This window comes from Azorhizobium sp. AG788, assembly GCF_943371865.1.
Lineage (GTDB): Bacteria > Pseudomonadota > Alphaproteobacteria > Rhizobiales > Xanthobacteraceae > Azorhizobium.
The window spans coordinates 1-18,123 of record NZ_CALRWL010000072.1; the positions used below are offsets into that span (position 1 = coordinate 1).

Here is an 18,123-nt window from a genome sequence, read left to right on the forward strand (position 1 = left end):
CCCGCGCCGCCGCCACAGTTTCGGCCCGTGAGGTTGGGCACCAGCCGCCCACGCCATCGGACGCGACCCGTGGGTCGCGCCATCCGGCGGATGGGCGGACGACGATATCAGGCCGGCCCTCAGCGGCTGGCGCATGGAGGATGGAAAAATGACGGTGAAGGTTGCCATCAACGGCTTCGGTCGCATCGGGCGCAACGTGCTGCGCGCCATCATCGAATCCGGCCGCACCGACATTCAGGTGGTCGCGATCAACGATCTCGCCCCGGTGGAGACCAACGCCCATCTGCTGCGCTATGACAGCGTGCACGGCCGCTTCCCGGCCACCGTTGTGGTGGACGGCGATACCATCGACGTGGGCCAGGGCAAGATCAAGGTGACCGCGCTGCGCGATCCCGCCCAGCTGCCGCACAAGGAACTGGGCGTGGACATCGCCCTGGAATGCACCGGCATCTTCGCCACCCGCGACAAGGCAGCCGCCCATCTGACCGCCGGCGCCAAGCGCGTGCTGGTCTCCGCCCCCGCCGACGGCGCCGACCTCACCGTGGTCTATGGGGTGAACCATCATTTGCTGACCGCCGACCATCTGGTGGTCTCCAACGCGTCCTGCACCACCAATTGCCTGGCCCCGGTGGCCAAGGTGCTGAACGATGCCATCGGCATCGTCCACGGCTTCATGACCACGGTGCATTCCTACACCAACGACCAGCCCTCGCTGGACCAGGTGCACAAGGATCTCTACCGCGCCCGCGCCGCCGCTCTGTCCATGATCCCCACCTCCACCGGCGCCGCCAAGGCCGTCGGACTGGTGCTGCCCGAGCTGAAGGGCAAGCTGGACGGCGTCTCCATCCGCGTGCCGACCCCCAATGTCTCGGTGATCGATCTGAAGTTCGTGGCCAAGCGCGCCACCACCATCGAAGAGATCAACGCCGCCATCAAGCAGGCCGCCGACGGCCCGCTGAAGGGCGTGCTGGGCTATACGCTGGAGCCCAACGTCTCCATCGACTTCAACCATGATCCCCACTCCTCCACCTTCCACATGGACCAGACCAAGGTCATGGACGGCACGCTGGTGCGGGTGATGTCCTGGTATGACAATGAGTGGGGCTTCTCCAACCGCATGGCGGACACGGCGGTCGCGCTCGGAAAGCTGGGCTGAGCGGCCCCTGGGAGGAGAGCTGCATCATGCCGACTTTCCGGACCCTCGATGACGCGGACCTCGCCGGCAAACGGGTGCTGGTCCGTGTCGATCTGAATGTCCCCATGGATGGCGGGCGCGTCACCGACGACACCCGCATCCAGGCCATCCTGCCCACCATCCGCGCCATCACCGGCGCGGGCGGCAAGGCGATCCTGCTGGCGCATTTCGGCCGTCCCAAGGGCCAGCGCGATGCCAGCCAGTCGCTGGCGCCCGTGGTGCCGGCACTGGCGGAAAGCCTGGGCCAGGACGTGGCCTTCGCCGACGATTGCGTCGGCGAACCCGCCGCCAAGGCCATCGCCGCTTTGCCTGCGGGCGGGGTGCTGGTGCTGGAAAACACCCGCTTCCATGCGGGCGAGGAAAAGAACGCCGCCGACTTCGTGCAGCAGCTGGCGGCGCTCGGCGACATCTATGTCAACGACGCCTTCTCCGCCGCGCACCGCGCCCATGCCTCCACCGAGGGGCTGGCGCATCAGCTGCCGGCCTTCGCCGGCCGCAGCATGCAGAGCGAGCTGGACGCCCTTACCCACGCACTGGAAGCCCCCAAGCGGCCGGTGCTGGCGGTGGTGGGCGGCGCCAAGGTCTCCAGCAAGCTGGAACTGCTGGGCAATCTCACCGCCAAGGTGGACGTGCTGGTGATCGGTGGCGGCATGGCCAACACCTTCCTGGCCGCCCAGGGCCTCAATGTGGGCAAGTCGCTCTGCGAGCACGATTTGGCCCCCACCGCCCGCGAGATCATGGCCGAGGCGTCCGCCAAGGGCTGCCAGATCGTGCTGCCGGTGGACGTGGTGGTGGCCAAGACCTTCGCCGCCAACGCCCCCCATCGCGTGGTCCCGGTGGATCAGGTGGCCGATGACGAGATGATCCTCGATGCCGGTCCGGCGACCATCGAACTGGTGAAGGCCAAGCTCAAGACGGTGAAGACCGTGGTGTGGAACGGGCCGTTCGGCGCGTTCGAGCTGGTGCCGTTCGATGCCGCCACCGTGGCCATCGCCCAGGCGGTGGCCCAGCGCACCGCCGGGGGGCATCTGCTCTCCGTGGCCGGCGGCGGCGATACGGTGGCCGCCCTCAACCATGCGGGCGCGGCGGAGGATTTCTCCTACGTCTCCACCGCCGGCGGCGCCTTCCTGGAATGGCTGGAAGGCAAGGCTTTGCCAGGGGTCGAGGCGCTGCGGCGCTGAGACCTTGGTGTTATAAGAACCCGATAATCTAGGCACGCGCCGCCCCGGCGGCTCAAAGACAGGCAGGGAACATGAACGCTGAGCTCGACGCGATCGCGCAGAAAATGGTAGCCGACGGCAAGGGCATCCTGGCCGCCGACGAAAGCACCAGCACCATCAAGAAGCGGTTCGACGCGATCGGGGTCGAATCCACCGAGGACAATCGCCGCGACTATCGCGAGATGATGTTCCGGTCCGATGAAGCCATGCGGGACTATATCTCCGGCGTCATCCTGTTCGACGAGACCATCCGCCAGAAGGCCAAGGACGGCACCCCGCTGGTTCAGCTGATCCAGAACGCCGGCTCCATCCCCGGCATCAAGGTGGATGCCGGCGCCAAGCCCATGGCCGGCTTCCCCGGCGAGACCATCACCGAAGGCCTCGACGGCCTCGCCGGTCGCCTGAAGGAATATTACGACCTCGGCGCCCGCTTCGCGAAGTGGCGCGGCGTGATCGACATCGGCGCCGGCATCCCCACCCCGGGCGCGGTGGCCGCCAATGCCCATGCGCTGGCCCGCTATGCGGCTTTGTGCCAGGAAGCCAACATCGTCCCCATCGTCGAGCCGGAAGTGCTGATGGACGGCGACCATGGCATCGAGCGCTGCTACGAAGTCACCGACTATGTGCTCAAGGTTGTATTCGATGAGCTTTACGCTCAGCGCGTGCGCCTGGAAGGCATCGTGCTGAAGCCCAACATGATCGTGCCGGGCAAGAAGGCCCGCACCCAGGCCTCCATCGAGGAAGTGGCCGAGAAGACCGTGCGGGTGCTGAAGTCGCACGTGCCGTCCACCGTGCCGGGCATCGCCTTCCTCTCCGGCGGCCAGTCGGACCAGGACGCCACCGCCCATCTGGACGCCATGGTCAAGCTGGGCAACCTGCCCTGGAAGCTGACGTATTCCTACGGCCGCGCCCTCCAGGCCGCGCCGCAGAAGGCATGGGCCGGCAAGGCCGAGAATGTCGCCGCCGCCCAGGCCGCCTTCACCCACCGCGCCCGCATGAACTCGCTGGCCGCTCTGGGCCAGTGGAGCGCCGAGCAGGAAGCCAAGAAGGCCGCCTGAGTCACAGGCCGCCTGAATTCAGGCGACTCACAATTCGCGCGGCGCCCGGCGTGCCGCGCGCCTTTACCGAGAGCCCGTCCTCCCGCCAGGGAGCACGGGCTCTTGCTTATGGGGCCTGCCGTGTCATAGAGCGGGGCGTGCCCCCGTTGCCCGCGCAAGACGGGTGATGGGCGTGTCCCGCCCCGGTGCCGGGCGGACCGGCCCTGACGAATATTTCGATCCACCGGGCTGCGGCTCCAACCTTGGATCCCTCAGCCCCGCTTTTGCCCGCTTTTTGGTCGACCGATCGCCCATGCCTCACGCTCCGGTGCTTCCGCATTGCCGCCTCATGCTCATCCTGCCGCCGGCGATCTCCGCCGACGATGCCTCGGCTTGGGTCAAAGCCGGGGACGTGGCGGCGGTGATCGTGCCGCTGCCCGCCGGGCCTGAAGCCCAGGCGATCGCCACGCTGCGCGCCCTGGCCGAAGTGGTGCAGGAGGCCGGTGCCGCCTTCCTGGTGGAGGACCGGGTGGACCTTGCCGCCGCCATCAAGGCCGACGGCGTGCATGTGGACAGCCTCGACGCGCTCGCCCGTGCTTTGCCCGCCGTGAAGCCCGACGGCATCGCCGGCGCGGGCCTGCCGACCCGCCATGACGCCATGGAGGCCGGCGAAGCCGGGGCCGACTATATCCTGTTCGGCAAGACCGACGGCTCCGACGACATCGCCCCGACGGTGGCGCTGGTGGACTGGTGGGCGGAAGTGTTCGAGGTGCCCTGCGTCGGCGTCGCCACCACTTTGGCGGAGGCCGAAGCCCTGGCGGCGGCGGGCGCCGACTTCATCGCGCTGGCCCGCCTGCCGGCGGGCGCCGACGGCGCCGCGCTCATTCAGTCCGTGGACCGGCATATCGCCACCCTTGAGGGTCGCGCATGACGGCGCCGCGGCACAGCGCCGGTCTCCGTTCGCACCGCCCCATGCCCGCAGCCCGCAGCCGCCGCGGCGGATCGCTGCACCGGCTGCTCGGGCTATCGGCCCTGATGCGGGCCTGTGTCCCGGCGCTCGGCTTGGCGCTCGTTCTGGCGCTCGGCGCCGGCCACGGCGCGCTGGCGCAGGACAAGCCCGCCGCCACCGCTCCCGCGAAACCGGCGGCCAAGCCGGCCGCCAAACCCGCCGCTCCGGCAACGCCGACCATGGCGCCCCCGCCGCCCCCGGTCACCGAGACCGGCGACGTCGCCTATGGCGCCTACCAGCGCGGCCTGTACATGACCGCATTCCGGGCAGCGGTGCGACGCACCCAGGCCGGCACCGATGTGCCCGCCATGGTGCTGATGGGCGAGCTTTACTCCCGCGGGCTGGGCGTGCCCCGCGATCCGGCCAAGGCGGCGGACTGGTATCGGCGCGCCATCAAGGAGGGCTCGGCGGATGCCATGTTCGCCCTCGGCATGATGGATCTGATGGGGGACGGCATCCCCCGCGACACCAAGGCGGCGGCGCAATTGTTCGATCAGGCGGCGCGCAAGGGCAATCCCTCCGCCGCCTATAATCTTGGCCTGCTGAACCTCCAGGGCGAGGCGGTGCCGCAGGATTTCGGCCAGGCGGCCAAATGGTTCAAGGTCGCCGCCGACGGCGGGGTGCCCGATGCGCAATATGCCCTGTCCGTCCAGCTGAAGGAGGGCAACGGCGTGCCGCCGGACTCCGTAACAGCGCTGAAGCTGCTGCGGGCCGCCGCCGACCAGGGCCATGTGACGGCGCAGGTGGAATATGCCATCGCGATTTTCAACGGCGATGGCGTGCCGAAGGACGAAGCCGCCGCCGCCGCTCTGTTCCGCAAGGCCGCGCTGGCGGGCAATGCCATCGCCCAGAATCGCTACGCCCGCCTGCTCTCGGTGGGGCGCGGAACCGCGCAGGACAAGGTCATGGCCGCCACCTGGCATCTGATGGCCAAGAGCAAGGGATTGGGCGATCCTTACCTGGATGGGGTCGTCGCCAGCCTGTCCCCCGAGGACAAGAAGAAGGCCGAGACCCTTGTGCGCGCATGGGGGGCAAGCGGAAGCTTGCCTTGACGTCGCCATGAGAGGGGGGCACACGAGCGCTTCGCTTCCCTCCGTCACGGCAACGGCGCCCTCTGGTGCGTCCGGCCCGCCAGGAACCCGTTCCGCATGATCCGCTCGCCCCTGATTACCGTCATGGTCCAGGCCGTCCGCAAGGCCGGCCGCGCCCTCGTCCGCGATTTTGGCGAGGTGGAGAATTTGCAGGTCTCGCTGAAGGGGCCGGCGAACTTCGTCTCCTCGGCGGATCGGAAGGCGGAAGACACGCTGTTCGCGGAACTCTCCCGCGCCCGCCCCGGCTATGGCTTCACCATGGAAGAGCGCGGCCGGGTGGAAGGCACCGACCCCGCCAATGAGTGGGTGGTGGACCCGCTGGACGGCACCACCAACTTCCTCCACGGCATTCCCTTGTTCGCCATCTCGCTGGCGCTGGTGCGCAATGGCGTGCCGTTCGCCGGCGTGATCTTCAATCCGGTCAGCGATGAGCTCTATGTGGCCGAGAAGGGCCAGGGCGCCTATCTGAACGACCGCCGCCTGCGGGTGGCGGCGCGGCGGAAGCTGTCGGACAGCGTGGTGGGCTGCGGCATTCCCCATCTGGGACGCGGCGATCACGCCAAGTTCCAGAAGGAACTGGCGTTGGTGCAGTCGCAGGTGGCCGGCGTGCGCCGCACCGGCGCGGCGGCGCTGGATCTGGCCTGGGTGGCCGCGGGCCGCTTCGACGGCTTCTGGGAGCGCGATCTCTCGCCCTGGGACATGGCGGCGGGCGTGATCCTGATCCGCGAAGCCGGCGGCTATGTTTCCGATCTCGACGGCGGCGACCAGAGCCTGGACAAGGGCCACATCATCGCCGGCAATGAAGTGATCCGCGAAGACCTGATCAAGCTGCTCAAGAAGGCCTGAGCTGAAGCTGCGCCGGCTTTCGGGCCGGCGCCACAGCACAGCCCACGGTTGATCCGGTGCCTTTAAGTACCGGATACCGTTCAGATGCGCTCAAAAGTGCCCGGCCAATGACGGAACGTGATGTCATCAGGTTCCTTTTAGGGTCTGGTATGCGATAGTTCGAATCGCGGGGAAGACAAGCTGGAGCGAGCATGGCGCGGGTCGTCGATCCTTTCTTGAAGGTTTCCTCTCCGCGCATCTTCCTGGTGCGGATCGTCATTTTCGTTCTGCTCTGCGCCGCCTTGGCGGCGGTGCTCTACAAGCAGATTCTCGCCGCCTTCCTGAACAATCCGGGGCTGAACGGCGTCATCTTCGGCGTCTTGGCCATCGGCATCATCCTGGCCATCCGCCAGATCGCCCGGCTGTTTCCCGAGGTGGAGTGGGTCAACTCCTTCCGCCTGTCGGATCCGGGCCTGGCGGTGTCGCGCCCGCCCACCCTGCTGGCGCCCATGGCTGCCTTGCTGGGCGACCGCATGGGCCGGATGTCCATCTCTCAGGCCACCATGCGGTCGATCCTGGATTCCATCGGCACCCGCCTGGACGAGGCGCGCGATACCGCCCGCTACCTCACGGGCCTTCTGGTCTTCCTCGGCCTGCTGGGCACCTTCTGGGGCCTCTTGGAGACCGTCAGCTCCATCGGCGGGGTGATCTCCTCGCTTCAGGTCGGCCCCGACACCGGCTCGGTGTTCGAGGAGATGAAGACCGGCCTTGCCGCGCCGCTGGCGGGCATGGGCATTTCGTTCTCGTCCTCCCTGTTTGGTCTGGCCGGTTCTCTGGTGCTGGGCTTCCTCGACCTGCAGGCCAGCCAGGCCCAGACCCGCTTTTACACCGACCTGGAAGACTGGCTCTCCACCACCGTGCGCGATCTCGACTCCGGCATGGCGTCCGCCCCGGCCCGTCCGGTGACGGTGATGGAGCGCCAGGAGGTCGTCCCGGACACCCGCCCGGTCACCGCTCTGCTGCCGCCGCCGCCGGCCTTGAACATCGAGCCGCTGGTGAGCGCCATGGAGCGCCTGGAGCGCACCATGACGGAAGCCGGCTCGCAGCGGGTTACCAGCGCGGTGGGCCATCTGGCGGAAAGCCTCCAGGGCCTCGTCACCCACATGCGCTCCGAGCATGTGGTGCTCAAGCAGATGGCCGAGGCCCAGGCGGCGCAGCAGGCGGACATCCGGCGGCTGATCGAGCGCCTGGAACGGGCGCTGAACGCCACCGACGACCCTGGGACCCGCGGCACCGGGAGGAGCTGACATGGCGCTGGGCCGGCGCGGCCGCGAGCGCACCATCGACTACTGGCCGGGCTTCGTGGACGCTCTGTCCACCCTGCTGCTGGTGTTCATCTTCCTGCTGTCGGTGTTCATGGTCAGCCAGTTCTTCCTGACCCAGGACATGGCCGGCAAGGACAATGTGCTCCAGCGCCTGCAATCGCAGATCCGCCAATTGACCGAACTTCTGTCCCTGGAGCGCGCCACCGGCCAATCCCAGGAAGGCGAGATGAGCGCCTTGCGCGCCAGCCTCCAGGCCACCGAGGCCGAACGCGACCGCCTGAAGGCCGCCGCCGGCCCCGCCCCCACCACCCCCGACCCCTCCCGCGAGGCGGCCTTGTCCCGTGAAGTGGACATGCAGAAGGATGCCGCCGGGCGGGCGCTCTCCCAGATTGATTTGCTGAACCAGCAGATCTCCGCTTTGCGCCGCCAGATGGCCGCTTTGGAAGAGGCGCTCAACGTCTCGGAAAAGCGCGACACGGAAAGCCAGACCAAGATCGCCGATCTCGGCAAGCGGCTGAACGTCGCCCTGGCGCAGCGGGTGCAGGAGCTGAGCCGGTTCCGCTCGGAATTCTTCGGCCGGCTGCGGGACATTCTGGGCAACCGCCCGGACATCCGCATCATCGGCGACCGCTTCGTGTTCCAGTCGGAGGTGTTCTTCGATCGCGGCGCCGCCGTGCCGCGCCCCGAGGCGCTGCAGGAGCTGGACAAGCTGGCCTCGGCCATCCTGGAGCTGGAAAAGCAGATCCCGCCCGATATCAATTGGGCGCTGCGGGTGGACGGCCACACCGACAGCCGCCCCATCTCCACCCCGCAATTCCCCTCCAACTGGGAATTGTCCGCCGCCCGCGCCATCGCCGTGGTGCAGTATCTGATCGCCAAGGGCGTGCAGCCCCGGCATCTGATCGCCGCGGGCTTTGGCGAATATCAGCCCATCGACACCGGCACCGCGGACGACGCGCTGTCCCGCAACCGCCGCATCGAATTGAAGCTGACCGAACGGTGAGCGCGTTGCCGCAGGACGCCACCGGCTTCACCATTCGCCCGTTCGCGGCGGCGGACCTGACGCCCGCGGCGGATCTGTGGGTGGCCAGCTGGGCGCTGACCATGCCCGACATCGATTTCGAGGCCCGCCGCCCGTGGTTTCTCCAGCATGTGGAGACGCTCACCGCCGGCGGCACCCGCATCCTGGTGGCGCAGGAGATCGCCACCGGCATCCTCGCCGGCTTCGTAATGATCGAGCCCGTCAGCCGCTATCTGGACCAATTGGCGGTAGCGCCCGCCTATTGGGGGCGCGGCGCGGCGGAAGCCCTGATGGCGGCGGCGCGGAGCGCATCGCCCGCGGGCATCGTGCTGGATGTGAACCAGGACAATCCCCGGGCGGTGGCCTTCTATCGCCGGGCCGGGCTGGAGATCACCTCCGCCGGCGCCAATCCCATGTCCGGGCGCACCACCTGGCGGATGGAATGGACGCCCAAGCCGTCACCGGCCGAAGGCTGAGCCAGCCTCAGGCCACCGCCGCGAACTGCAGTGCCGCGAGGCGGGCATAGAGCCCGCCCTTGGCCACCAGTTCGTTATGGGTGCCCTCGTCGACGATCCGCCCACCTTCCATCACCAGGATGCGGTCCGCGGACAGAACGGTGGCAAGGCGATGGGCGATCACCACCGTGGTGCGCCCTTCCATGGAGCGGTCCAAAGCGGTCTGCACCAGGGTCTCGCTTTCCGCGTCCAGAGCGGACGTGGCCTCGTCCAGCAGCAGGATGGGCGCGGCGCGCAGAATGGCGCGGGCGATGACGATGCGCTGGCGCTGGCCGCCGGACAGGGTCACGCCGCGCTCCCCGACCGCGGTGTCCCAGCCCTCGGGCAGGCGGGCGACGAATTCATCCACCACCGCTTCGCGGCCGGCGGCTTCCACTTCCGCATCACTGGCGTCTGGCTGGGCGAGGCGGATGTTCTCGCGCACCGTATCGCCGAAGATCGCCACCTCCTGCGGCACGAAGGCGATCTGGCGGCGCACCGCCACCGGATCGCAGGCGGCAATGTCGATGCCGTCCAGCGTCACCTGCCCGCCTTGCGGGTCATAGAAGCGCTCCAGCAACTGGAACACCGTGCTCTTGCCGGCGCCGGAGGGGCCCACCAGCGCCACCCGCTCGCCGGGCCGCACGGTGAAGGAGACGCCATGCAGCGCCACCACATCCGGACGGCTGGGATAGGAGAAATGCACGTTCTCGAACCGGATCGCGCCGGACACCCGGGCCGGCAGCGGCGCCGGATGGGCCGGGGCCCGCACCGCCGGCTCGATCTGCAGCAGTTCGCCGATGCGCTCGGCGGCACCGGCGGCGGCGGAGACTTCGCCCCACACCTGGGACAATTCCCCAAGGCCGCTGGCGGCAAGCACCGCATAGAGCACGAACTGCCCCAATTGCCCCGACGACATGGTGCCGGCCATCACCGATTGCGCGCCGGTCCACAGGATCGCCACCACCGAGGCGAACACCAGGAAGATGGCCACCCCGGTGAGCGCCGCACGGGCGCGGGTGGCGTCGCGGGCGGCGGCGAAGGCCAGTTCCACCGCGCCATCGAAACGGCGCTTGGCGGCGGGTTCCGCCGAGGCCGATTGCAGCGCCCGCATGGCGCCGATGGCCTCGGAGGCATAAGCGGAGGCATCCGCCAGCGCATCCTGCGCCGCCCGCGAGCGCTTGCGCACCTGCCGGCCGGACGCCACCAGCGGCAGCACGATGATGGGAATGGCGATCAGCACCAGGCCCGACAGGCGCGGGCTGGTGATGACCATCATCACCACCGCGCCGATGCACATCACCAGGTTGCGCAAGGCGACGGAGGCCGAGGCGCCCACGGCGGCCTTGATCTGGGTGGTGTCGGCGGCGAGGCGCGAGGTCAGTTCGCCGGAGCGGGCGGTGTCATAGAAGGCGCCGTCCAGGGTGGTGAGATGGGCGAACACCGCATTGCGCAGATCCGCCACCACCCGCTCGCCCAGCGTGGTCACCAGATAATAGCGGGCTGCGGAGGCCGCCGCGAGCACCGCCACCACGGCGACGAGCACCGCGAAATAGCGGTCGATGAGGCCGGCATGATCGGCGGCGAAGCCGAAATCGATCATGCGGCGCACCGCCACCGGCATGGCGAGCGTGGCCATGGCGGCCACCACCAGGGCCACCACCGCCAAGGCGACGCGGCCGCGATAGCGCAGCAGATAGGGCAGCAAATGCCCGAGGGGGCGCAGGCTGCGGCGGGATTTCGACGCTGTGGGTGTCATTCCCCCCACGGCGGATGAGGTCTCGACTTGTGTCAACGCGACCTCTCGGCTATAGACCCGCGACTTCCGGCAGGAAACGAAATCACACCAGTGCGGGGCCCTGGCTCGGCGCGGCGAGAAGGACGCAACTCATGAAAAGCGACATCCATCCCGATTATCACTTCATCAAAGTCGTGATGACGGACGGCACCGACTACACGACACGGTCGACCTTCGGCAAGGAGGGCGACACCCTTCAGCTGGATATTGATCCCCGCACCCATCCCGCGTGGACCGGCGGCACCCATCAGATGCTCGACCGCGGTGGCCGCGTTTCGCGCTTCAAGAACAAGTTCGGCGACCTTCTGAAGGGCTGAGGCCCGGGTCCTGACCGGATCGGACACGGTAGCGACCCGGCGCGCACTGCGCGCTAGGGTCGCACCGGTGGTACGTCGGAATCAGAGACCAGGCGCAGATAAGTTGCCCCCGAAGCTGGCGCCGGAGACGGCATATGGTGCTCGGGGGGACGCTCACCCATGGTGAGCAGATGCTCGGCGCGGGCCACCACCCGCAGCCGCAGCAATTCAGCCTCGGCGCGCAGCGCCCGCATGCCATCGGGAATGCCCAACGGCCCCGGTGCCCGACGCGGCCGCAATTCCAGCGCCTCCGCCTCGTCGCGGGCATAGGCCACCGTCATCTCCCCTTCCGCCACCGCCCGCTCCATCAGCAGCCACGCCGCCAGTTGCAGCAGCAGCGTGGTGAGTTCGCGGGCTTCGTCGTGATAGGCCAGACGGGCGTTCAAAGGCAGGTCAAGGGCGTAGTCCCGGCCGGGACCACTGAGATAGGCGCTGAGACGCGATGCCAGATCCAGGCCGTCATCGTACAGCGCGGCGAAGGGGCCAGAGGCCGGGTCCGCGGAGGCGGTCATGCTTACTCCCAACCGGCGAACACGACGCCGCCTTGTCAAAGCACCCCCCTGGTGCACAGCAAATGGGCGCTAAAGCGCAGGCTCGCAAGAGGGAATTGAAAAACCCAAGTCTCAGAACAAAACGTTGAACACTTCGATTCCCTCACCACGATCCAACGTCCGGATCGGGTCAAGGGCAAGGCAGAGCCGGCTCACGTTCGGTTGAAGGCGCCGATGACAAAGGCGCTGCCCGTGTGGCCGGCGCCACGCAAAAAGGTCAGCGCGGAAATAAACGCGCTGGACGCTTGGTCCATGGACGCTTGGCCCATAGACGCGTGGCCCATGTTCGCGGGCCAGCATCCCCTGACACAGAAGCATGAGGTCACCGCATCAGGCAAGCGCGGGGCGCTCATCCACAGGACGCGAAGACGGCCTCGCTACAGCTTGAACACCGCATCGGCGGCGGAGCGCGACGCCCGCTTGCCCACCAGGGCCGCTTCCAGGCGCAGGATTTCCGCTTGCAGCAGCGCGATGCGCGCCTCGATCTCCTCCACCGACAGCGGGGTCAGGTCCGCCCCCGGCTGAATCGCTGTGGGAACGGGCCGCGGTCTGTCGTCATCCATGTGGGTCTCCCGGTTGGCGCGCCGCGCCCAACGGGCGGCAGGTTTCCATTTTCGCCGGCTCCGGGATGGGATACTAGAGCGGCGATCGCATCGCGGCCCTGACGCGCGTGCACACGGCCCGGCCCGCTGCCGCCGCCGCGGTCTCAGACCGCGTGCCCTGTTCCGCTTATCCCTTCCGCCATGGGAGCCACCATGACCCAGCCGATCCCCGCCACCATGACCGCCATCACCATCCCCGTCCCCGGCGGCCCCGAGGCGCTGGTGCCCGGCGAGCGCCCGGTGCCGCAGCCCGCCCCCGGTGAACTGCTGGTGAAGGTGGACGCCGCCGGCGTCAACCGGCCCGACGTGATGCAGCGCAAGGGCCTCTATCCGCCGCCGGCCGGCGCCTCGGACATTCCCGGCCTGGAGATCGCCGGCACGGTGGTGGCCACCGGCGCCGAGGCCGGCCGCTTCAAGGTGGGCGACCGGGTCTGCGCCCTGGTGACGGGGGGCGGCTATGCTCAATATTGCGTGACCTCCGCCCACACGGCGCTGCCGATCCCCGAGGGGCTGTCGGCGCAGCAGGCGGCAGCCTTGCCGGAAACCTTCTTCACCGTCTGGAGCAATGTGTTTGATCGCGGCCGCCTCCAGGCCGGGGAGACGCTGCTGGTCCACGGCGGCACCAGCGGCATCGGCACCACGGCGATCCAGCTGGCCAAGGCGTTCGGCGCCAAGGTGTTCGTCACCGTGGGGTCGGCGGAAAAATGCGCCGCCGCCACCAAGCTCGGGGCGGATCTGGCCATCGACTACAACAGCCAGGATTTCGTCGCCGAGGTGAAGAGCGCCACCGGCGGCAAGGGCGTGGACGTAATCCTCGACATGGTGGGCGGCCCCTATATCGCCCGCAATTACGAGGCCGCGGCGGTGGATGGGCGCATCGTGCAGATCGCCTTCCAGCAGGGCTCCAAGGTGCAGATCGACTTCATGCGGGTGATGCTCAAGCGCCTGACCCACACCGGCTCCACCTTGCGGTCACGCCCGGTGGCGGAGAAGGCGCTGATCGCCAGCGCGCTGGAGGAGAAGGTGTGGCCGCTTCTGGCCGAAGGCGCCGTGCATCCCCTGATCGACGCCACCTTCCCGCTGGTTGAGGCCGCCGCCGCCCATGCCCACATGGAAGGCAGCACCCACATCGGCAAGATCGTCCTGCTGGTGGATTGAGCCTGGCGGATTTCGCCATTGTTTGTGAACAATTGCGGTGGCATGCTTTCTCGTACTGAGAAGGTATGCGTCGCAGTTTCGGAGGCGGAAATGTTCATGGCGCGCAAATCCGGCGGACTCGACGAGAAACTCGCACGTCTCGCGCTTGGAAATGTGGACCTCGTGCAAGAGGCCATACGCAAATCCACGGACTCCCGCTCCGGCAAGGCGGGCCTCGGCAAGATCATTGCCTACATCATCGAGCACCGCAGCAAGATCGAGACAAAGCAGGCGGCGTAAGTCGCCGGCATGTCCTGGGCGTGGACCACGATCCTGATCATCGCCCTCCTGCTGCCGGGGGCCGCTTTTCTGTCAGCGCTGGCCAAAAAAGATCATTTCACCAAGGACATCATCAAGGCGAATGCGGTCGGCGAGATTGCCACTGCGCTGCTCGTCTCCGGCACCCTGCACCTGATCGCATGGCTGATATTCCAGGGCCTGGTGCTCATGGCGCCGGAGATGCCCTATCCCACCTTGACCAGCGTGTTCGAATTTTACGACGGCAAGGCCGTGTTTCTGAAACGCGACCTGGAACTGCTGATCGTCGAAACGACGGTCTATGTCATCGCCCTTTCCATCGTCGGCTATGGCGCCGGCCTCGGCGTTGCCAGGGTGGTCCAGAGTGGGCGCCTCACCTTCCTTGCCAGCCATCCCTGGGCCAATGACTTGCGCCCCAGCAGCACCCGCGTGGTGACGGCCTATGTCATGACGAACATGTCCAACAATAACAAAGTCTTGATGTACCGAGGACTGTTGCGCGACTTCCGGCTCAATTCGGAGGGCAAATTCTCCTACATCGTGCTGTCGTCGGCCAACCGCTTCATCATGGATTTTGGAAAGAAAGTCCCGCAGACCTACGATGGACTGTCGCTCTTTGACGACGAGCAGGTGCGGACGCAGGACTGGAACTACATTGCCATCGACGGCGGCAGCATCGCCAATGTGGCCTTTGCCAAGAGCGCGCGCATCCAGCCCGCCCCCGGTGATGAGGCGGCGCTGGAAGACGCGCTGAGGCATCTCGCGAACGACCCCGTTTGAACCAAGGCGCCCATGTCTCCTGTCGGCGGGTCTGCGACCTCGCGCACACTCCGGATGGTCTGACGCTTCGTCATACCGTACCAGACCACCAGAGATGCCGGAGGGAGACCGTCCCCGCCTTGCTCCAGCCGCGCGGCGAGGCTACTGATCGCAACTCGTCCCGGTGGCTCTCCGGGTGCGGAGGCTTGCCGTTGCGTTCCTTGTTTGCCTTTTGCCTGGTCGTTTTGGCAGCGCTGTCGCTGGCCGCGCCCCCTGCGCATGCGGTGGAAGCCATCGCGGTGCGCCTCGATGCCAAGGTGACCGATCTCCTGCCCGCCGTGGAACGGCTGCGCACCGAGAATGAGCGGGTGCAGATCTCCACCGCGCCGGGCTCCGACGGCATCGTGCGCCGCATCGAAGTGCGCTCCTCCGACGGCCGGCCGAACCCGAACTGGGTCGCCTTCGCGCTCTCCAACAATACCGACGAGCAGGTGGACCGCCTCATCGTCGCGCCGTTCTACCGCATGGTGGGCTCGGGCCTGTTCTGGCCGGACCTGGGCAATCGCCGCGTGCTCTCGCTCACCCCCAGCCAGGGCTTCAAGCCGGAGCGGCAGAACGCCCCCGACGCCGACGTGTTCCTGGTGACCCTCGACCCCGGCACCACCGTGACCTTCGTGGCCGAACTGGCCGGCCCCAATCTGCCGCAGCTCTATCTGTGGCAGCCGGACGCCTACAAGGACAAGGTCAACTCCTTCACCCTCTACCACGGCATCGTCATCGGCATCGCCGGCCTGCTGGCCCTGTTCCTCACCATCCTGTTCGTGGTGAAGGGCTCGGTGATGTTCCCCGCCGCCGCGGCGCTGGCCTGGGCGGTGCTGGGCTATATCGGCCTCGACTTCTCGTTCTGGTCGAAGGTGTTCGGCCTGTCCCCGGTGGCCGAGCAATTCTGGCGCGCCGCCGGCGAGGCGGTGCTGACCGCCACCTTGCTGGTGTTCCTGTTCGCCTATCTCAATCTCAACCGCTGGCATGTGCGCTATGTGCATGTGGCCGCCGGCTGGCTCGCCTTCCTGGCGGCGCTGGTGGCCGTGGCGCTGCTGGATGCCCCGGTGGCCGCCGGCATCGCCCGCCTGTCGCTGGCGGGCGTCGCCGTGGCCGGATTGCTGGTGGTGATCTGGCTGTCGCAGCACGGCTATGACCGCGCGGTGCTCATCATCCCCACCTGGATGCTCTTGGTGGTGTGGGTGGTGATGGCCGGCATGACGGTGGCCGGCGTCGTCACCAACGATCTGGTGGCCCCGGCCCTCTCCGGCGGCCTGGTGCTGATCGTGATGCTGATCGGCTTCACGGTGATGCAGCACGCCTTTGCCGGCGTCGGCGCCATCCAGGGCTCCACCTCCGATCTGGAGCGCCGGGCGCTGGCGCTGGCGGGCTCCGGTTACATCGTCTGGGACTGGGATGTGGACAGCGACCGCATCTATGTCTCGCCCGAGGCGGAAGAGGCCCTCGGCCTCAAGCGCCATTCGCTGGCCACCGAGGCCGCCGGCTGGCTGGAGGTGCTGCACCCCGCCGACCGCGACCGCTTCCGCGCGACGCTGGACGGCATCATCGACCAGCGCCGCGGCCGCATCGACCAGGATTTCCGGCTGCGGGCCATCGACGGCCACTATCTCACCTTCAACCTGCGCGCCCGCCCGGTGGTGGGTGCGGACGGCGAGGTGGTGCGCTGCATCGGCGCGCTCTCCGACGTCACCGGCGAGCGGGTGGCGGCCGAGCGGCTGCTGCATGACGCGGTGCGCGACAATCTCACCGGCCTTGCCAATCGCGAACTGTTCCTCGACCGGCTGGAGCAGGCCCTGACCTTCGCCCGCGTGGACGATGCGGTGAAGCCCACGGTGATGATCATCGACATCGACCGCTTCAAGCAGGTCAATGTCTCCGTGGGCATGGCGGTGGGCGATTCCATCCTGCTCACGGTGGCCCGGCGCCTGATGCGGCTGTTGAAGCCGCAGGACACCCTGGCCCGCATCTCCGCCGACCAGTTCGGCATGATCCTGCTCTCCGAGCGCGACCCCGAGCGCATCACCACCTTTGCCGACACCCTGCGCCGCTCCTTGCGCGCGCCCATCACCTTTGCCGAGCGGGAGATCTTCATCACCGCCTCCATCGGCCTGGTGCTGTCCGGCCCGGACATGGGCAAGCAGGAGGACGTGCTGAAGGATGCGGAACTGGCGATGTATTTCGCCAAGCGCATCGGCGGCGACCGCATCGAAGTGTTCCGCCCGGCCATGCGCCAGCAGAAGATCGACCGCACCTCGCTGGAAGGCGATCTGCGCCGCGCGCTGGAGCGCGACGAGATCGTCGTGCGCTACCAGCCGGTGGTGCGCCTGCACGACCGGGCCATCGGCGGCTTCGAAGCCTTCATGCGCTGGCGCCATCCCACCTTGGGCGAATTGTCGGCGTCCGAATTCCTCACCGTGGCGGAAGAGACCGGGATGATCCTGGATCTCGGCCTGTTCGTGCTGGAACGGGCCGCCCGCCAGCTCGGCCAGTGGCAGCGCATCCTCAAGGTGGACCCGCCGCTGTTCATGAGCGTCAACGTCTCCTCCCGGCAGCTGCTGCGGCACGACCTGATCCAGGATCTGAAGTCGGTGCTGGCCCGCAATGTGGTGGCGCCGGGCACGCTGAAGCTGGAAGTGGCCGAATCCCTCGCCATGGAGAATCCGGAATATGCGGCGGTGATGCTGCATCGCATGCGCGATCTGGGTGCCGGGCTGGTGATGGACGATTTCGGCATCGGCCAGTCGGCGCTGGCCTATCTGCAGCGCTTCCCGTTCGACACCATCAAGATCGACCAGCGCTTCATCCGCGACAATGCCAAGGGCCCGGCCCGGGCCGCGCGGCCGATCATCATCGGCTCCATGATCGAACTGGCGCACCAGCTGGGCATGGAAGTGGTGGCCGAAGGGCTGGAGAAGGAAACCGAAGCCGGCGAGATGGCCCGCCTCGGCTCGGAATATGGCCAGGGCACCTTGTTCGGCGAGCCTCTGACCGCCGAGGAATGCCGCGTCCTGCTGGAGCCCTCCCCCGCCGAAACCCGCCGCCGGACGGCGTGAGGTAGGCAAGGGCGGGATCTTCACGACCGCCGGCTGGGTTTTGTTTTCACACTGAGATTAGCGCGAGCAGCGCCCGCCGGCGGCCCCCCTTGCGGATCCCGACGGCACCCCCTCCCCCCTTGCGGCAGGGCTATCGCATATGGGCGAGGGCTCGGATGAGGTAGTCGTCTTCCCATGCGCAGCGCTTGAAGCGCCTTCGGATGGGGGTCTTTGGGTCGTCGATCCGGTTGGCGATGTTGAGGGCCCAGCGATTGACGATGGCGAGATTGGCC

17 protein-coding genes are annotated in these 18,123 nt (G+C 67.8%); 14 read left to right on the top strand and 3 right to left on the bottom strand.

Annotated features, from left to right (window positions below; genetic code table 11):
* Positions 1-148: 148 nt before the first annotated feature.
* The 9 genes from gap to AAG816_RS25755 all read left to right on the top strand — a co-directional run bounded on the left by gap (position 149) and on the right by AAG816_RS25755 (position 9,199).
* Positions 149-1,156, top strand: a complete 1,008-nt coding sequence (gene gap, locus AAG816_RS25715; RefSeq protein ID WP_341992566.1) for a type I glyceraldehyde-3-phosphate dehydrogenase — start codon at positions 149-151, stop codon at positions 1,154-1,156.
* Between the two features lie 26 nt (positions 1,157-1,182).
* Positions 1,183-2,376 carry a phosphoglycerate kinase gene (locus AAG816_RS25720; RefSeq protein WP_341992567.1) on the top strand — a complete coding sequence of 398 codons (1,194 nt, stop codon included), beginning with the start codon at positions 1,183-1,185 and terminating at the stop codon, positions 2,374-2,376.
* 71 nt (positions 2,377-2,447) lie between these two features.
* The gene (locus tag AAG816_RS25725; RefSeq protein ID WP_341992568.1) at positions 2,448-3,473 is read left to right on the top strand and encodes a class I fructose-bisphosphate aldolase; all 1,026 of its coding nucleotides are present in this window, start codon (positions 2,448-2,450) and stop codon (positions 3,471-3,473) included.
* Between the two features lie 292 nt (positions 3,474-3,765).
* Entirely contained in the window at positions 3,766-4,383 is a 618-nt protein-coding gene (locus tag AAG816_RS25730) for a thiamine phosphate synthase (RefSeq protein ID WP_341992569.1), read from the top strand.
* A gap of 41 nt (positions 4,384-4,424) precedes the next feature.
* Positions 4,425-5,513, top strand: a complete 1,089-nt coding sequence (locus AAG816_RS25735) for a tetratricopeptide repeat protein (RefSeq protein WP_341992570.1) — start codon at positions 4,425-4,427, stop codon at positions 5,511-5,513.
* Between the two features lie 96 nt (positions 5,514-5,609).
* Positions 5,610-6,398, top strand: coding sequence for an inositol monophosphatase family protein (locus tag AAG816_RS25740; RefSeq protein WP_341992571.1), 789 nt, complete (start codon positions 5,610-5,612; stop codon positions 6,396-6,398).
* Positions 6,399-6,589: 191 nt separating this feature from the next.
* A complete protein-coding gene (locus tag AAG816_RS25745; protein ID WP_341992572.1) occupies positions 6,590-7,684 on the top strand; it encodes a flagellar motor protein MotA in 1,095 nt (364 codons plus the stop codon).
* 1 nt (position 7,685) lies between these two features.
* A complete protein-coding gene (locus AAG816_RS25750) occupies positions 7,686-8,705 on the top strand; it encodes a peptidoglycan -binding protein (protein WP_341992573.1) in 1,020 nt (339 codons plus the stop codon).
* A complete protein-coding gene (locus AAG816_RS25755) occupies positions 8,702-9,199 on the top strand; it encodes a GNAT family N-acetyltransferase (protein WP_341992574.1) in 498 nt (165 codons plus the stop codon). The genes AAG816_RS25750 and AAG816_RS25755 overlap by 4 nt, the downstream gene beginning before the upstream one ends.
* A 7-nt stretch (positions 9,200-9,206) precedes the next feature.
* Here the strand turns inward: AAG816_RS25755 and AAG816_RS25760 are convergent, their stop codons facing one another.
* On the bottom strand, positions 9,207-10,976 hold the full coding sequence (locus tag AAG816_RS25760; RefSeq protein WP_341992575.1) for an ABC transporter transmembrane domain-containing protein: 1,770 nt from the start codon (positions 10,974-10,976) through the stop codon (positions 9,207-9,209).
* A gap of 131 nt (positions 10,977-11,107) precedes the next feature.
* Between AAG816_RS25760 and rpmE the strand changes: the two genes are divergently transcribed.
* The gene (gene rpmE, locus AAG816_RS25765) at positions 11,108-11,332 is read left to right on the top strand and encodes a 50S ribosomal protein L31 (protein WP_341992576.1); all 225 of its coding nucleotides are present in this window, start codon (positions 11,108-11,110) and stop codon (positions 11,330-11,332) included.
* Positions 11,333-11,385: 53 nt separating this feature from the next.
* Here rpmE and AAG816_RS25770 read toward each other — a convergent pair whose 3' ends face one another.
* Positions 11,386-11,883: a DUF1465 family protein gene (locus AAG816_RS25770; RefSeq protein WP_341992577.1), complete on the bottom strand. Its 498-nt coding sequence runs from the start codon at positions 11,881-11,883 to the stop codon at positions 11,386-11,388.
* Between the two features lie 416 nt (positions 11,884-12,299).
* Complete coding sequence (locus AAG816_RS25775; RefSeq protein WP_341992578.1) at positions 12,300-12,485, bottom strand: DUF1192 domain-containing protein; 186 nt, start codon at positions 12,483-12,485, stop codon at positions 12,300-12,302.
* 192 nt (positions 12,486-12,677) lie between these two features.
* Here AAG816_RS25775 and AAG816_RS25780 point away from each other — a divergent pair, with 192 nt between their 5' ends.
* From AAG816_RS25780 to AAG816_RS25795, 4 genes are all read left to right on the top strand, one after another.
* Positions 12,678-13,682, top strand: a complete 1,005-nt coding sequence (locus AAG816_RS25780; protein WP_341992579.1) for an NAD(P)H-quinone oxidoreductase — start codon at positions 12,678-12,680, stop codon at positions 13,680-13,682.
* 96 nt (positions 13,683-13,778) lie between these two features.
* Complete coding sequence (locus tag AAG816_RS25785) at positions 13,779-13,961, top strand: hypothetical protein (protein WP_341992580.1); 183 nt, start codon at positions 13,779-13,781, stop codon at positions 13,959-13,961.
* A 9-nt stretch (positions 13,962-13,970) separates the two neighbouring features.
* The gene (locus AAG816_RS25790; protein WP_341992581.1) at positions 13,971-14,759 is read left to right on the top strand and encodes a hypothetical protein; all 789 of its coding nucleotides are present in this window, start codon (positions 13,971-13,973) and stop codon (positions 14,757-14,759) included.
* A gap of 191 nt (positions 14,760-14,950) precedes the next feature.
* Positions 14,951-17,851, top strand: a complete 2,901-nt coding sequence (locus AAG816_RS25795) for an EAL domain-containing protein (RefSeq protein WP_341992582.1) — start codon at positions 14,951-14,953, stop codon at positions 17,849-17,851.
* Positions 17,852-18,123: the final 272 nt, after the last annotated feature.